Origin of the sequence: Edwardsiella sp. EA181011 (assembly GCF_000800725.1) — a bacterium.
GTDB lineage: Bacteria > Pseudomonadota > Gammaproteobacteria > Enterobacterales > Enterobacteriaceae > Edwardsiella > Edwardsiella anguillarum.
Genome location: NZ_CP011364.1, coordinates 282,874 through 297,078, shown reverse-complemented (window position 1 = coordinate 297,078; position 14,205 = coordinate 282,874). Strand labels below are relative to the sequence as shown.

At 60.9% G+C, this 14,205-nt stretch carries 12 protein-coding genes; 3 read left to right on the top strand and 9 right to left on the bottom strand.

Translation table 11 applies throughout. The features are described from left to right. Positions 1-43 precede the first annotated feature (43 nt). The 3 genes from torD to torC are packed head-to-tail and all read right to left on the bottom strand — an operon-like array spanning position 44 to position 4,436. Positions 44-727, bottom strand: coding sequence for a molecular chaperone TorD (gene torD / locus QY76_RS01410; protein ID WP_034165637.1), 684 nt, complete (start codon positions 725-727; stop codon positions 44-46). Beyond that, the gene (gene torA / locus QY76_RS01405) at positions 724-3,264 is read right to left on the bottom strand and encodes a trimethylamine-N-oxide reductase TorA (protein ID WP_045425499.1); all 2,541 of its coding nucleotides are present in this window, start codon (positions 3,262-3,264) and stop codon (positions 724-726) included. Before torA ends, torD begins: the two co-directional genes overlap by 4 nt. A gap of 14 nt (positions 3,265-3,278) precedes the next feature. Then, the gene (torC, locus tag QY76_RS01400; protein ID WP_034165640.1) at positions 3,279-4,436 is read right to left on the bottom strand and encodes a pentaheme c-type cytochrome TorC; all 1,158 of its coding nucleotides are present in this window, start codon (positions 4,434-4,436) and stop codon (positions 3,279-3,281) included. A gap of 137 nt (positions 4,437-4,573) precedes the next feature. Here torC and torR point away from each other — a divergent pair, with 137 nt between their 5' ends. Further along, the gene (gene torR, locus QY76_RS01395; protein ID WP_015460770.1) at positions 4,574-5,263 is read left to right on the top strand and encodes a two-component system response regulator TorR; all 690 of its coding nucleotides are present in this window, start codon (positions 4,574-4,576) and stop codon (positions 5,261-5,263) included. A gap of 7 nt (positions 5,264-5,270) precedes the next feature. Here the strand turns inward: torR and torT are convergent, their stop codons facing one another. Beyond that, the gene (gene torT / locus QY76_RS01390) at positions 5,271-6,305 is read right to left on the bottom strand and encodes a TMAO reductase system periplasmic protein TorT (RefSeq protein ID WP_034165641.1); all 1,035 of its coding nucleotides are present in this window, start codon (positions 6,303-6,305) and stop codon (positions 5,271-5,273) included. A 79-nt stretch (positions 6,306-6,384) separates the two neighbouring features. On the opposite strand from torT, the gene torS reads away from it, so the two are divergent. Both torS and QY76_RS19035 read left to right on the top strand, forming a co-directional pair. After that, complete coding sequence (gene torS / locus QY76_RS01385; protein WP_045425493.1) at positions 6,385-9,045, top strand: TMAO reductase system sensor histidine kinase/response regulator TorS; 2,661 nt, start codon at positions 6,385-6,387, stop codon at positions 9,043-9,045. 120 nt (positions 9,046-9,165) lie between these two features. Next, on the top strand, positions 9,166-9,306 hold the full coding sequence (locus QY76_RS19035) for a hypothetical protein (RefSeq protein ID WP_167549808.1): 141 nt from the start codon (positions 9,166-9,168) through the stop codon (positions 9,304-9,306). 607 nt (positions 9,307-9,913) lie between these two features. Here QY76_RS19035 and QY76_RS01380 read toward each other — a convergent pair. Genes QY76_RS01380 through QY76_RS01360 form a run of 5 tightly spaced genes read right to left on the bottom strand, consistent with a single transcriptional unit; the run spans position 9,914 to position 14,205 of the window. Then, the gene (locus QY76_RS01380) at positions 9,914-10,798 is read right to left on the bottom strand and encodes a sulfite exporter TauE/SafE family protein (protein WP_034165938.1); all 885 of its coding nucleotides are present in this window, start codon (positions 10,796-10,798) and stop codon (positions 9,914-9,916) included. A 9-nt stretch (positions 10,799-10,807) separates the two neighbouring features. After that, entirely contained in the window at positions 10,808-11,569 is a 762-nt protein-coding gene (locus QY76_RS01375) for an SDR family NAD(P)-dependent oxidoreductase (protein WP_034165939.1), read from the bottom strand. 20 nt (positions 11,570-11,589) lie between these two features. Then, positions 11,590-12,459 carry an NAD(P)-dependent oxidoreductase gene (locus QY76_RS01370; protein WP_034165940.1) on the bottom strand — a complete coding sequence of 290 codons (870 nt, stop codon included), beginning with the start codon at positions 12,457-12,459 and terminating at the stop codon, positions 11,590-11,592. A 2-nt stretch (positions 12,460-12,461) separates the two neighbouring features. Further along, positions 12,462-13,337: an SMP-30/gluconolactonase/LRE family protein gene (locus QY76_RS01365; RefSeq protein WP_034165941.1), complete on the bottom strand. Its 876-nt coding sequence runs from the start codon at positions 13,335-13,337 to the stop codon at positions 12,462-12,464. After that, positions 13,327-14,205, bottom strand: coding sequence for an aldose 1-epimerase (locus QY76_RS01360; protein WP_034165942.1), 879 nt, complete (start codon positions 14,203-14,205; stop codon positions 13,327-13,329). Before QY76_RS01360 ends, QY76_RS01365 begins: the two co-directional genes overlap by 11 nt.

The following is a 14,205-nucleotide window of genomic DNA, read 5'->3' as shown; positions in this document are numbered from 1 at the left end:
GCGGATAATTCCGCCCGAAATCGATTTTCTTCTGTGTTTATGGTTATCCGGCAACGAGCCCTGGTGTGGCGGCCGGTGATGCGCGTTCGACGGCGCTGAGGTCGGCATCCTGCTGAACCAGCGCCAGCAGCAGCTGGCTCAGGGCGCCATAGAAGCCAAACGGATCGTAGCGGACGCAGCTGGCGCTGAACGCCGGCAGCCAGCCGAGCAGCAGGCTCAGGGTGCTGCGGCGTAGCTGCATCCGTTTGCTCTCCTGGTGCTCCGGCTGCTCTGCGCTGGCGAAGCTCAGGAGGCTGAGCAGCTCCAGGAAGATGGACAGGTGATCCTCGGGCTCGTGAAAGTTGGCGTTCAGCTGCATGCCGGCCTGGCGCAGCAGGGACTGCATCTCCACGCAGATCGCCTGGTGAAAGCGCGGCGTCTCTCCTTGATAGCAGGAGGCATAGGGCAGCGCCGCCCGCTTCTGCGACAGCAAAAATAGACCGGCAAAGTCTGCCGCCAGCTCCAGACGGGCGTCCGGACGCACCTCCAGCGCGGCGAGCGCCGCCTGCAGGTGCTGCAGCGCCGGGCGCAGGGGCGTCTGTTGGCAGAGCAGATCGAGCCAGGCCTGCGTGTCGGTCGAACGCAGGCGGGCCAGCTGCGCCTCGTCCAGTTCGTGGGCGAACAGCCCGGCTAGCCAGGCGTACAGACAGGTATAGTGCTGCGTCGTCAATGGACTGACTGCGTTCATGACTTGTCCTCCGTCTGCAGCGGTACGTACTGACACTGCGCTACCATCTCCTGCGGGCCATTGAAGGCGGTGACCGGAGCCTGAGGGCCGCGGTACCTCTCCACCTCGACGATGGCGGTATGGGCGCTGGTGGCCTGGGCCAGCCGCGAAGAGCCGATATCCAGAGTCAGGACATTGGGGTTGCCGTATTTACACAGGGCCCCCGCCACGCCGCCGCGATCCGGGTCGTACCATGCGCCTTCGTGGATGCGGATCACCCCGGGCACATAGCGATCAGAGACCACGGCCCCGGCCAGAACCTGGCCGCGATCGTTGAATACCCGGACGATATCGCCGTTGCGGATCCCGCGCGCGTCGGCGTCCTGCGGGCTGATAAAGACCGGTTCGCGTCCGCCGACGCTGTAGTGCGCCCGCAGCGTCGGCGATTCGCACAGCTGCGAGTGCAGGCGGAAGTCAGGGTGCACCGACTGCAGATGCAGCGGAAAGCGCACCGAGCCGGGGCCGCCGTGGGAGCGTTCGGCCTTTTCGAACCACATCGGGTGGCCATGGCAGTCGCCGTAGTGCATATCGGCGATGCTCTTGGAGTAGATCTCGATCAGGCCGCTCGGGGTGCCCAGCGGCTCCAGATCCGGATCGTCGCGGAAGGCCTGATGACGCACGAACAGCTGCGGATCGCCAAACTCGATATAGCCGTTGCCGTTCCAGAAGGCGTCAAAGGTCGGCAGGTGGAGCCCGCGACCTTTGCCCTGCTGAGCGCCCTCCTGATAGATCCGCTTGATCCAGCCCATTTCGTCCAGCCCTTCGCTGAAGGCCTGTTCGCGGTTAAAGCGTCGGCACAGCTCGCGGAAGATATCGAAGTCGTTACGCGCCTCAAACTGGGGCGGCACCAGCTGCTTCATCGCCAGAATGCCGCGGTTGGAGTGGTTGCCGTACTGATCCAGATCGTTGCGCTCAAACTGGGTGGTGGCCGGTAGGACGATGTCGGCGAAGCGGCAGGTGGAGGTCCACTGGTTGTCGATGGCGACGACGGTCTCCAGCATCTGCCAGCCGGCGATCATGCGGTTGATCTGCTGGTGACGGTGGAACGGGTTGGTACCGGCGAAGACGCACATCTTCAGCGCCGGCAGGGTCACCTGTTTGCCGTTCCAGTCGATTTTTTTGCCCGGTTCGAGCATGGCATCGATAAAGCGGGCGATGGGGATGGTGCTGCTGGCTCCGCGGTAGTCGCTGCTGTTGTGCAGCGGTGGGACGGCGGTGGCGCCGGAGAAGCCGCTGAGGATGATCCCTTTGCGGCTCGGGGTGCCCGCGCCGTTGTAGTGCCAGCCAAAGCCAAAGCCGCCGCCCGGCAGGCCGATTTGCCCCAGCATGGCGGCCAGCACTACGATCATCCACGACCACTGCTCGCCGTGCTGCATACGCTGTACACACCAGCCGGCGATGATCTGGGTCCGTCCGGCGGCCATCTGGCGCGCCAGGGCGCGGATGGTTTCGGCGTCGATGCCGGTCAGCTCGGCGGCCCACTCGGCATCCTTCGGCTGGCCGTCCTGGGTTCCCAGCAGATAGGGCAGGAACTGGTCGAAGCCGACGGTGTAGTTGTCCAGGAAGTGGACGTCGTACAGCTTCTCGCTGTACAGGGTATGGGCCAGCGCCAGCTGTAGCGGCACATCGGTCTGGGGATTGACGGCGATATGCTGAACCCTGTCGCGCCCTAGGTACTCATGGGTGGAGGAGACCACGGTATCGATGCTGACGACGCGGATCTCACCGTTGGCGACTTTTTCTTTCAGCTGGGCATAGTACTGATAGACATCGTGATCCGGGCACCACCAGTTGGCCTGCTGGTTCTTCAGCAGATCGGATCCCCACAGAATAACGGTCTTGCTGTTTTTCAACACCAGCGGCCAGGAGGTCTGCTGCTCATAGACCTCCATGGAGCCGACGACCCGCGGCAGGATCACCTGCGCGGCGCCGGTTGAGTAGTCACCGCCGGTACCCACGCTGTTGCCGTGCAGCGCCAGCGCCCGTCCCATCATGCCAGCGGCGTTGTGGAACATGCCGGTCGACTGCCAGCCGCTGCCGCTCAGCAGGGCGCTGGGGCCATAGGTGGTCTGGATGCGCTCCAGCTCCTGATAGAACAGATCCAGCGCCTCGTCCCAGCTTACGCGGACGAAGCGGTTATCACCGCGCTGGCGCGTATCGCTGAGGTGGCGCTTGCGCATCCAGTCAATGCGTACCATCGGGTAGCGGATACGGGCCGTATTGTGTACATGATCCGGCAGGCCGGCCACCATCTTGGAGGGGTAGCTGTCCTTCTCAAAGGGTTTGGCGGCGACAAAGCGGCCATCCACCACCGTGGCGCGGATGGCGCCCCAGTGTGAGCCGGTCAGGATCCCTTCCTGTACGCCGCCTGCGGCGGCCTGCGCCTGCGCGCCACGGCTGACCAGCAGGGAGGGGCCAAACATGCCCAGGGCGGTCAGACCGCCGAGCTGCGACAGAAAACGGCGGCGTGATATGTGGACACTTTCGTTATGGTTCATCGATGGTCTCTCCCTTAGTGTTTCTGATCGGCGCCGCCGGTGTCTGAGGCGTTCATTTGCAGATATTTGAGCAGGGTGCGCTCTTCCCGCTTGTCCAGGCTGGTGAAGCCGATCATACCGTTGAGGGTGCCAATCCAGCCGTTGGCGTCAAAGTGCGCCTTCTCCGGCGCGCCGTGGCACTGGTTGCAGGTGCCGTTATACAGCGCATCGGCGTAGGCCCAGATCGGCTTGATGTTATTGACCAGGTCGCCCTTTTGTACCCAGGCGGTGGTCTGCAGCTTGCTCCACTCCACGCCGGTGGCGGCGACGGTGGTTTTCTCCAGCGTCTTGGCGTTCTGCTGTACCTGGTCACGGATTGAGGAGACGAAGATACGCTTGCCCGGCAGCAGGGACAGCACGCGCTGGCGGCCATTGGTTTCCGTCCAGCCTTCGATCTGCACCTGCAGCCAGTCGCCGTCGCGCTTTTGCACGGTGACTTCGGAGGCGGGCAGCAGGGATCCGGCCGGTTCTTTGTCGCCTTTGGCGGCGTAGATCGGCTTCATATCCAGGGTATACAGGGTGTTGCCATCATCGCTGGCCGTCTGACGCAGCTCGGCAAACTGCTTGCGGAAGCCACTGCTCATGTCCGGCAGTTGATGCGCAATGCCCTTATGGCAGTCGATACAGGACTGATTATCCTTAGCGGCGATGGCCATCTGCTTGGCGGCCTCCGGATGCTGCTTGGCGTGATCCATCGCATCATAGTTATGGCAGGAGCGGCAGGTCGCCGAGTTATTCTCTTTCATCCGCTTCCACTCCCGCTCGGCCAGCTCGGCGCGCTTGGCCTCGAACTTCTCCGGCGTGTCGATCGAATGGGCGATGAAGGTCTGGTAGATATCGTTACTGGCTTCCAGTTTACGTTTCACCATGCCCGGCACGTCGGGGGGAATGTGGCAGTCATGGCACTCGGCGCGCACGCCGGAGGCGTTTTTGAAATGCACCGACTGCTTATACTCCTGGTAGACCGGCTGCATGCTGTGGCAGCTGACGCAGAACTCGGTGCTGCTGGTCAGCTTGATGCCGACGTGCGGCAGAACGATCAGCGTCAGGCCGATGACGATGCCCAGCGCCAACAGCGCTAGTACCGACCAGCGCGCGCTGGGGCGGTTCAGCCTGTTCCATAGATTTTTCATCGCAAGATCCTGTCATGATGAGGGAATGGAGGTTATACGCGATCTTATTGTTTAAATATGAACAGGGTCACTGGTCAGCGTGAACACGATACGTCAGAATATGAACAGATATGAACAGATAACGGTGGGCCGTGGCCATGACGCACCACATTGTGATTGTGGAAGATGAGCCGGTGACGCAGGCGCGTTTGCGTGACTACTTTGTCCAAGAGGGATACCAGGTTTCCGTGACCGCCAGCGGCGCCGGGCTGCGCGAGCTGATGCTGTTGCAGCCGGTCGATGTGATCCTGCTGGATATCAATCTGCCTGACGAGAATGGACTGATGCTGACGCGCGCGCTGCGCGAGCGCTCGACGGTGGGGATCATCCTGGTCACCGGCCGCTGCGATCGCATCGACCGTATCGTCGGCCTGGAGATGGGGGCGGACGATTACGTCACCAAGCCGCTGGAGCTGCGCGAGCTGGTGGTGCGAGTGAAGAACCTGCTGTGGCGCATCGATCTGGCGCGCCAGGCGCAGCCTGCGGCGGATAACTGCTATCTGTTCGCCGGCTACTGTCTGAACGTGTCGCGCCATACGCTGACGCTGGACGACGAGCCGATCCGGCTGACGCGCGCCGAGTATGAGATGCTGCTGGCCTTTGTGACTAATCCCGGCGCAATTTTAAGCCGAGAGCGGCTGCTGCGTATGCTTTCATCGCATCGGGTCGACAGCCCCGATGTGCGCACGGTGGATGTCCTAATCCGCCGCCTGCGCGCCAAGCTGCGCCCCGATCTGTTCGTGACCCAGCACGGCGAGGGCTATTTTCTGGCGGCCGAGGTCGCCTGACTGCGCCTTACCCTGGCTTTGGCGCGGGCTGATAGAGATAGACCGGGCGAAAGCCCAGGGGGGAGAGCGAGCGGTGAACCTGTGCGCTGCTGACGTTGCGCTGGGTGAGCACCAGGATCGGCGGGCTGACGTTGTCCGGCACGCGCTCTCCCTGTAGCGTGCGCAGGGCCTGTTCGACGGCCAGCTCGCCCTGCCACACCATCTGGTCGCTGGCGGCGGCCAGAATGCGGCCGCGCTTCAGGCCGCGGTAAACCTGGTGCGAGAGATAGAATGAGACGATGGTCAGCGGTGTGGCACGGTTACGCCCTTCGCCCATGGCGACTTCGGCGGCGATGGCGGTACCGGCCACCACATCGATATCCGGGTGGCGCTCCAGCATGTCCTGTAGCAGATTGCGCTGCACCTCGATGTCATTGTCGCCGTAGGCGACCTCCACGATCTGCAGGCGGCTGCCGTCCAGCGCCGCCTTAAAGCCATCGCTCATCTCTCGGCTGCCGCCGGCGTCGCGCGGGCCGGGCATCAGCAGAACCTTGAGCGGGCGCTGGCCGAGGCGCTGCGCCAGGTAGCGTCCCGGCTGATAGCCCATCTGGAACCAGGGAACGCCGACCCGGGTGCGGATGGCGGGATCGTGCAGGGCGTTGACGACCTCGATCAGCGGGATCCCCGCGGTCAGCGTCGCCAGCGCCGGGAGGTGGGCCGTGCTGCTGCCGATCAGTATGGCGTCGGCTCCCCAGTCGCGGCATAGGGCCATCTGCTCGCGCTGGGTCGCTTGCTGACGATAGCCGCCGGCCTCGAATACCTTCAGCGTCACGCCCAGTCGGCCGGCGGCCTGGATCATCCCATCGTTGATCGAGAGCCAGTAGGCATCCTTCAGGCTGGGATAGAGGGCGCACAGCTTCCAGCGCTTAATGGCGTGCAGCGGGGGTTGGCGCAGCTGAACGGAGTGACGATCCGACGGCCAGCGCAGCAGCGGGGCATCGGCGTGCGCCGTCGCGGTGGACAGCCAAAGCAGACAGAGAAATAGGGTGCGCCGTCGGGACATAATAGCCTCGTGATGGGTAAGCCTTTATGCTAGTGCCTTATCACGGATTAACTCAACGTTTTTACGACGCGGGAGCGCTATGGGGACGCCTTCTCTGACTCGCCGGCTGTGGCTGGCTTTTGCGCTGATGGCGGCGTTAACCCTGGGCAGCGTGCTGGTGGGGTGGTTTAGCCTGCACTACGTTGGCCGGGTGGAGCAGGCCAATACGCAGGCCCTGCTGCCGACCATGAACATGGCGCGCCAGCTGAGCGAGGCCGGTGCCTATGAGCTGTTTTCGGCCCAGAGTCTGAGCAGTGCGGACAGCGAACGGGAGTGGTTGGCCCAGGGGCGGATGCTGACGGCGCAGAGCCTGAAGATCAGCCGTCTGCTGGATGAGCTGCGTCGCCAGGGATTCGATATCGAGACCATCGCCCGGCAGGAGACGGAGATCACCCGCTCGCTGGGAGAGCAGGGGGCGCTAGTGGGACAGCGCCTGCAGCTGCGTCTGCGCGCGCGGGCGCTTAGCGCGCAGGTGGCGGCGGCGGCGGAGCAGGCGCTGGACCGGCTGATCGATATCGATCTGGAGTACCTGAATCAGATGAGCGAGCTACGCCTGAGCGCGCTGCGGGTCCAGCAGATGATCATGGCGCTGGAGAGCGACAGCGGCCGTTTGGCGCTGAGCGAACAGGAGGAGCGCCTGGCGCAGGCGCTGCGCATCCTGCAGCGCCGCCAGCAGCGGGTTGAGGATCCGCGCATTCGCGCCCAGATAGCCCAGGCGCTGGGGCAGGTTGCGCAGTACCGTACGCTGGTTGACCTGTATCGCCAGGATAATGATATTTACGCCCGTCTACAGGCGTTGTCACAGAACAACCTGGATCTCTTTACCCGCTTTAGCGCGGAGATAAGTCGCCAAGTGAGCGATATTGAGCGGCGCAATGCCGCCGCGCTAGAGCAGCTGCAGCAGGCGCGTCGTCTGGGGCTGACCTGGCTGACGCAGCTGGGGGGCGCCGGGCTGCTGGCGCTGTGTCTGATCCTGTGGCGCGTGGTTTACCGCTCGCTCTCTCAGCCGTTGGCCCATCAGACGGCCGCGCTGCAGCGCCTGCTGGACGGCGACTTCGACTCCCCCTTTCCCGATCGCGCTGGAGTGTGCGAGCTGGATACCATCGGACGTCTTATGGAGGCGTTCCGCACCAGCGTACGCGCCCTGCGTCACCAGCGTCAGCATCTGGCCGATCTGGTACAGATGCGCACCGCCGAGCTGCAGGCGCTGGTGGTTGAGCACCGTCAGGCCCGCGCGGAGGCGGAAAACGCCGATCGGGCCAAGTCGGCGTTTCTGGCGGCGATGAGCCACGAGATCCGCACGCCGCTGCACGGTATTCTGGGCACCGCCCAGCTGCTGGCGGAGCAGTCGATCTCTCCCCAGAGCCGTGGCTATGTCCAGGCGATCAACGACTCCGGTGAGTCGCTGCTGGCGGTGTTGAACGATGTGCTGGACTATTCGGCGATCGAAGCCGGCAGCAGTAGCGTGGTGCTAAACGATGAGCCGTTTTCACCGCGCCAGCTGCTGGATAGCCTGCTGCGGCTGGCGGAGGGGCGGCTGCGCGAGCGTCCGCTTCGCCTGGCGCATGACTACGCTGATGCGTTACCGACATGGCTGCAGGGCGATCCGCGCCGGATTCGCCAGATCGTCATGAACCTGCTGAACAACGCCCTGCGTTTTACCGAGCGCGGGGTGATTCGCGTGAGCTGCGGCTGCGATGAGATACGCTGGTGGATAGCGGTTCAGGACAGCGGCTGCGGCATCGATCCGGCGCAGCAGGCGGCTATATTTCAGCCATTTGTGCAGCTGAGCGCCCGACGCGGCGGCACGGGGCTGGGGTTGGCCATCTGCCGCGGTCTGGCGCAGGCCATGACAGGAAGCCTGGCGGTGAGCAGCGCCCCGGGCAAGGGGAGCCGCTTCTGCCTGAGCTTACCGCTGCGACGGGCGGCGCTGCCGCCGCCGGAGGCGCCTGCGCAGGCATGGTTGCTGGCCGGGCGTCGCCTGCTGCTGATCGAGGATAATCCGCTTAGCCAGCGTATCAGCGCAGAGATGCTGCAGAGCGCTGGCGTTCAGGTTCGTATCGCCGGCAGCGCCGCGGAGGCGCTGGCCCTGCTGGCGCGGGATACGGCGTTCGATGCGGCGCTGGTGGATTTTGACCTGCCGGACAGCGACGGTCCTACGCTGGCGCGCCAGATGGCAGAGGCCTACCCGCAGCTGAAGCGCATCGGTTTTAGCGCGCATGTGCTGGATGAGGCTCAGCACCGTCGGATCCGTCCACTGTTTTGCGGCATGATCCAAAAGCCGGTGCCACGGGCAGAGCTGTGCCGCCTGATTGCCCATGCGCTAACCGACGGTGAGCGGAGCGCGGCGCAGCCGTCCCGCGTGGCGCAGCAGATCGCAACGCCGCTGGATGACGGACAGCTGGCGGAGGATTTGGCGGCCTTTGGCCAGCCGCGCCTGACGGAGTGGCTGGCGCTGTTTCGTCAGCACTCGCTACCGCTGCTGGCTGAGATGGCAGCGGCCCGCGCCGCGGGAGACGCCGACCTGGTGCAGGGGCTTGCGCACCGCCTGAAAAGCAGCTGCGCCAGCCTGGGAATGCGCGGCGCGGCGGATGCCTGCCTGGCGCTGGAGCGAGCCCCGCTGACGGCGGCGGCGGTTGACGGACCGATCCGGGAGGGGCTGGTGGCGCTGGAGGCATGGCTGGCGAAAGTCTCGGAATAGGATGACGGCAATATGGCGTGATTACCAGTATGATTAGAAGAGATATCGCGGGATTGGTGCCCGGCGCCGAAGTGCCATCACGGAGCGATGGCGAAGCGTCTACGGGATAAGGAGCAAAGGATGTGGCAGTTAAAGTGGCAGGCCCCGGCGCTGCATAAAAAAACGCGGCGGGTAAATCTTGGCTGGGCGATAGCCCTGCTGCTGTTGGGGGGCTGCATGGCGCTAGCCGCCGTGATCTACCTGATTATCAGCGCGCTATAGCGTCTGCGGGCCAATGTCCCTACCACGAGGTCGGGGCATTGGCCCACAACAGGAGACGATCGTGCTCTTCACGACGGACGAGCCTCCAGGATTTTGTATCCTCAAGGTGTTCTGTTCCATTGGCGCGTTTAAGCTCGCCTTTGCCGATAGCGGCGCGCCGCTCTTGGAGAACCGCTACGGATATAATCGGTATCGTTTCGGTCTTTGCCGGGCTGCATCATGATGCTTATTCTTTAGCACCGGGAAGCGGCGCTGGGGAAGGATAAGGATGCCAACGACAGAGGAGCCAACAATTTGCTGATTCAAAAAGCAAAAACCCCGCCATAAGGCAGGGTTTTCAGAAGAAGTGGTGCCGGACTCGGAATCGAACCAAGGATTTGTTTTTATATCAATGAAATCACCGAATAACAGTAAGTTACCTTAACACTTCGATTTCGAACGTACCACTATTTTGTACCATGAACAACTTCATCGAAGATCTAAGTTTGAATCGCCTCGGATAATCTAGACACTTCTGAGCCGTTGATGGACTGACCCCACCCCTAATCGTTGGATGTCCAACTTTCGGGGGCACTTCAGAAGTTCAGCAGCTTTTTTTGCCTTGTTTTTACTGTGCTTTTTGCGCTTCATCGGAGGCGCGAATCGCCGCCACTTTCTTACCAAAGGCGAGTTGCAGAACAGCCAATAAACCAAACGCCGGCAGCAGCGCACTGATAGCGGAGATACCGGTCGCGCCTTTAATTAGCATTGCGCCAGATGCGATCAGCAGCAGGAAGACCATAATGCGGAACGTTTTTACCGAGATCCGCTTGTGGACATACTGGCCGACAAGCGAGCCCAGCAGCATGGTTGGAATGCAGAAAATTACTAACTTAATGGTCGATATTGTCAAAATGCCGCTGGTGGCCAGGCCGCCAATAATCGCGATGTTGTTTGCAGTGAAGAAGGCGTTCAGCGTGCCGCGAAACGCAGCCGGGCCCAGATTACGCAGCATACCGTACATCACCACCGGCGGCCCGTTCGTGGAGAAGGCTGCGCCTAAGGCTCCGGCGATAGCGCCCATCGGTGCGGCAATCCAGCGTTTGTCGTAGACCGGCAAACGAGGAATAAACAGGCTGTAAAACGAGTAAATAATAATAAAGCCGCCAAGCCAGATTTTCATAATGTGATCAGGAAGATACGACAATGCATACAGCCCGACTGGGATACCCGCGAACGAAAAGAGGATCAGAACCGCCGCTGATTTCCAGTCCGTCTCTTTGCGCGAAAGCCACGTCGCATAAAGCGCGGTTGCGGTGCCGACCATCACCGATATCGGCGCAGCCATTTTCAGAGGCAGCACCATCGTAATCAGCGGCATGGCGGTCAGCCCACCGCCAAAGCCTGCGCAAATACCGATGAAGGTATAGAGAAACATGACACCGATAACAATCAGCATCGTGCTGGTTTCCAGCGGCGCACCGTCCGGGGTTAACAGGTTAAAGAAATCCATATTGGCCTCTTAGTTAAGCGAAAGTCCTGCATCAATAACGAAATCCTGGCCAGTACAGCCGCAGGATTCATCAGATGCGAGGAACAGAGCGAGCCGGGCGCAGTGCGTGCCGTCAAGACGCAGCTTCAGTGCCTGTAATTCAATAAACTGATTTACTGCGGCAGGGTCGAGTTTGGCCCACATGGCGTCCTGCTTCGCCGTACGGATAGCGCCCGGCACCAGGCTGTTAACGCGAATGCCACGCTCGCCCAGTTCCTGTGCCAGAGTGCGGGTAAAACCGTGGATAGCGGCTTTGGAAAGGGAATAGCACACGCGCCCCGGGCGGCCGCGCATCCAGTTAATGGAACCCATATTGATAATGCTGCCGGTACCTTTACGCGCCATGCCTGGGATCACTGCCTGAATTGCAAACAGGTGATGACGCAGGTTCACGTTGATACGGTTGTTGAAATACTCTTCGGTGAGTTCGTCAATCGTGTGATGATCGTCGCTACCGGCGTTGTTAATCAGCACATCGACGTCGCCAAGTTGTGCGATAATCGTCCCGAAGCAGCTTTTTAACTGAGGAATGTCGGTAACATTGCACGGTAAAAAGAGGCAGTTCAGCTCTTTTGCCAGCGCTTCGCCTGCGTCTTTATTGAAATCGAGGAACGCGACGCGCGCGCCCTGGTCAACAAAAGCGCGGACATACGCTTCACCGATACCGCTGGCGCCGCCGGTAATCGCGACGATTTTATCTTTCAGGCTGTTATAAATCGCACTTGCTTGCATGATGCTGTTTCCTTCTAATTTTATTTGCTGGAATGGTCTTTCACGACTTTGAATGTTGCGCAGAAATCTTCGCCGCCGAGGCCGCTTTCGATACCGCGGTCATAAACGGCTTTTACCACGTCGACGCCCGGCAGCGTTAACCCGGACTCCTGAAGTAGGGTTTTCATGATGTTGACGTCTTTCGCCATGTTCTGAAGGGAAAACGCGGTACGGTAATCCTCCGCGATCAGGCTGTTAATTTTGCTGTCGAGATACCAGTTGGTCGCGCCGCCATAGGAAATCGCCGTGTGAAAATCAGTTTTATCAATGCCGTAGCGATCGGCGGTGGTCAGCATCTCGTTGACGCTGTTCTGAATGCCCGCCACCATCAGGTTGTGTATAATTTTCATTACCAGCCCGCGGCCATTCTCACCCATATGGATTTGATTATTGCCCATCATTGCCAGCACCGGTTTTACTTTTCCCCACGCCGCTTTGTCGCCGCCGACGTAGATACCCAGCTCCGCTTTGACTGCTGCCGGAACGGATTTCACCACCGGCGCATCCAGCATCACCGCGCCGGTTTTCGCCACTTCAGCGGAAATGTCCATTGAGACAGACGGGTCGATAGTCGACATATCAATGGTGATTTGACCCGCGTGTAAATGGGGAAGCAACTGTTGGTATACATCGAGAACGTGCTCAGAGCGCGGCACCATGCTGATAATCACGTCTGCCTGCTGCGCAACATCCGCAATGGAGACGGCGGCTTGCGCGCCGTACGCGACCAGGCGATTCACGGCTTCTGGGTTGAGATCGTAAACCACGACATTGCCGGAGAAGGCGTTGACGATATTTTTCGACATGGCTTCGCCCATCAGGCCGAGACCGATAAATCCAATCGTATTCATTATTAACTCTCTTTAAATTTTGCTTTTGCTACCCCGGCGACAGCCACCTGCAGGGTAAAAATTGCCCCGGAAAGCGGGCGCTCGATAATTTCTTCTGCGGTCATGTTTTCCCGCGTGGTGGTGATAAACAGCGTTTTCAGATCGTCGCCGCCGAAGCAGACCATGGTCGGACAACGCACCGGTAGCGCGTACTCTTCGATAATCTCGCCCTGCGGTGAGAAACGTGCGATGCGCCAGCCATCAAACAGTGCGCTCCAGTAGCAACCTTCAGTGTCCATCGCAGCACCGTCAGGTCTACCGTTACCGCGCGGGAAGGTTTCCCACACCTGGCGCTGGCCGGGATTGCCGTCCGCATCCAGCGGTGTGCGATAAATCACATGATTCGGCGTATCGCTGGTGTACATCCACTTTTTGTCGGCGGAAAAAGCCAGTCCGTTTGCGCCAAGGATGTCGCACTGCACCACCGTGGTTTTTAACGCTGCGTCTACCCGGCACAGCAGTGCGCCGTTATAGTCGCGCGGCCCCCAATAAGTGCCGGCATAAAAGCGCCCCAGCCAGTCGGTACCTCCGTCGTTGAAGCGCGCCAGTTGCGGGTTATTCGGGTTATCGCAGACCTTTTGCGTCAGCGCGCCTATCTGGTCAGCTAGCCAGATGCCCGAGCGCATTGCCACGATAAAGCCGCCACGCTCGCGCAGAGCGAAACAGCCCACCTCTTCTTCAAAATGAAAAACAGTTTGCTCGCCGGTCTGCGGTTGATAGCGATGGATCTGCTTTTTAAGGATGTCGGTCCAGAATAGTGATTGGGTGTCGGCGTCCCAGGTAGGGCATTCGGGCAGCTCGCCCTGATAATCAAAAAGCGGTGTCGGGTTATTTTTCATCGGACATCCTTACTGTCATATGAAGTGATAACGAGCAGCCTGGGGCGACAACATCCATTGCCTGCTCGCCGTTGCCGGGAGAGAACAGATTAATCGCGTTGTTGATATGGCTGACCGGCTCAATGGCCACCACATTTCGCTCCGTACCGGGAATAAAAAATACGGCGTTGGGCACGTCGCTGGTTAATGTTGCGCGAATGCCGCGCCGTGGCCAGCGCACGATGGCTTCACCGCACCAGTGGGTAAAACAGTTATCCACGGAGTTGGGAACCGGCGCGCGAAAAGCGCGGTAATCCCATTTCTCAGGCGTCGGTATCTCTTTGTAAGGCAGGCTGTTGTCATCGTTCAGCCACACGCGCGCCGCGCTGAACTGCACCTCGCTATCGCTCGCATCGGCAAAGAAAGGATGAAAACCAAGCCCAGCCGGTACGGGAATGTCCGCCAGATTGTGATAGCGCAGGGTGAGGGTCAGGCTATCCGGTGTAAGGGCGAAAACCTGCGTGGCGCGCCACGGCCAGGGCCAGACCTCTGATGCCGGGCGTTCCAGAGTCAGCGTGACGGACTCTTCGCGGTCCTGTTCCTGCCATTCGCACTGCCAGCCGTTGCCGTGCAGCGCGTGTGGATGATTGCCGAAATTGCGCGCCACCTGCCAGCGGCGATCGGAAAAATGAAACTCTCCCTGCGCAATCCGGTTCGACCAGGGAACAAGTGGGTAGCTACCGCATAGATTGGCGCGCTTTTCCCCGCCCGGGTTGAAAGGGCGAAAAATATCGTGACCGCGCCAGCGTAGCCAGGCCAGTGCGCCACCCAGTTCAGGCGCAACGGCGATGGACACATCGCCGCAGGTGCGTTCAATCAGCCGGGTCAT

Excerpts from the sequence above, each read along its gene's own strand:
- torD (WP_034165637.1), bottom strand. The coding sequence starts at position 727 with ATGAACGCAGTCAGTCCATTGACGACGCAGCACTATACCTGTCTGTAC.
- torA (WP_045425499.1), bottom strand. The coding sequence starts at position 3,264 with ATGAACCATAACGAAAGTGTCCACATATCACGCCGCCGTTTTCTGTCG.
- torC (WP_034165640.1), bottom strand. The coding sequence starts at position 4,436 with ATGAAAAATCTATGGAACAGGCTGAACCGCCCCAGCGCGCGCTGGTCG.
- torR (WP_015460770.1), top strand. The coding sequence starts at position 4,574 with ATGACGCACCACATTGTGATTGTGGAAGATGAGCCGGTGACGCAGGCG.
- torT (WP_034165641.1), bottom strand. The coding sequence starts at position 6,305 with ATGTCCCGACGGCGCACCCTATTTCTCTGTCTGCTTTGGCTGTCCACC.
- torS (WP_045425493.1), top strand. The coding sequence starts at position 6,385 with ATGGGGACGCCTTCTCTGACTCGCCGGCTGTGGCTGGCTTTTGCGCTG.
- QY76_RS19035 (WP_167549808.1), top strand. The coding sequence starts at position 9,166 with ATGTGGCAGTTAAAGTGGCAGGCCCCGGCGCTGCATAAAAAAACGCGG.
- QY76_RS01380 (WP_034165938.1), bottom strand. The coding sequence starts at position 10,798 with ATGGATTTCTTTAACCTGTTAACCCCGGACGGTGCGCCGCTGGAAACC.
- QY76_RS01375 (WP_034165939.1), bottom strand. The coding sequence starts at position 11,569 with ATGCAAGCAAGTGCGATTTATAACAGCCTGAAAGATAAAATCGTCGCG.
- QY76_RS01370 (WP_034165940.1), bottom strand. The coding sequence starts at position 12,459 with ATGAATACGATTGGATTTATCGGTCTCGGCCTGATGGGCGAAGCCATG.
- QY76_RS01365 (WP_034165941.1), bottom strand. The coding sequence starts at position 13,337 with ATGAAAAATAACCCGACACCGCTTTTTGATTATCAGGGCGAGCTGCCC.
- QY76_RS01360 (WP_034165942.1), bottom strand. The coding sequence starts at position 14,205 with ATGACCCGGCTGATTGAACGCACCTGCGGCGATGTGTCCATCGCCGTT.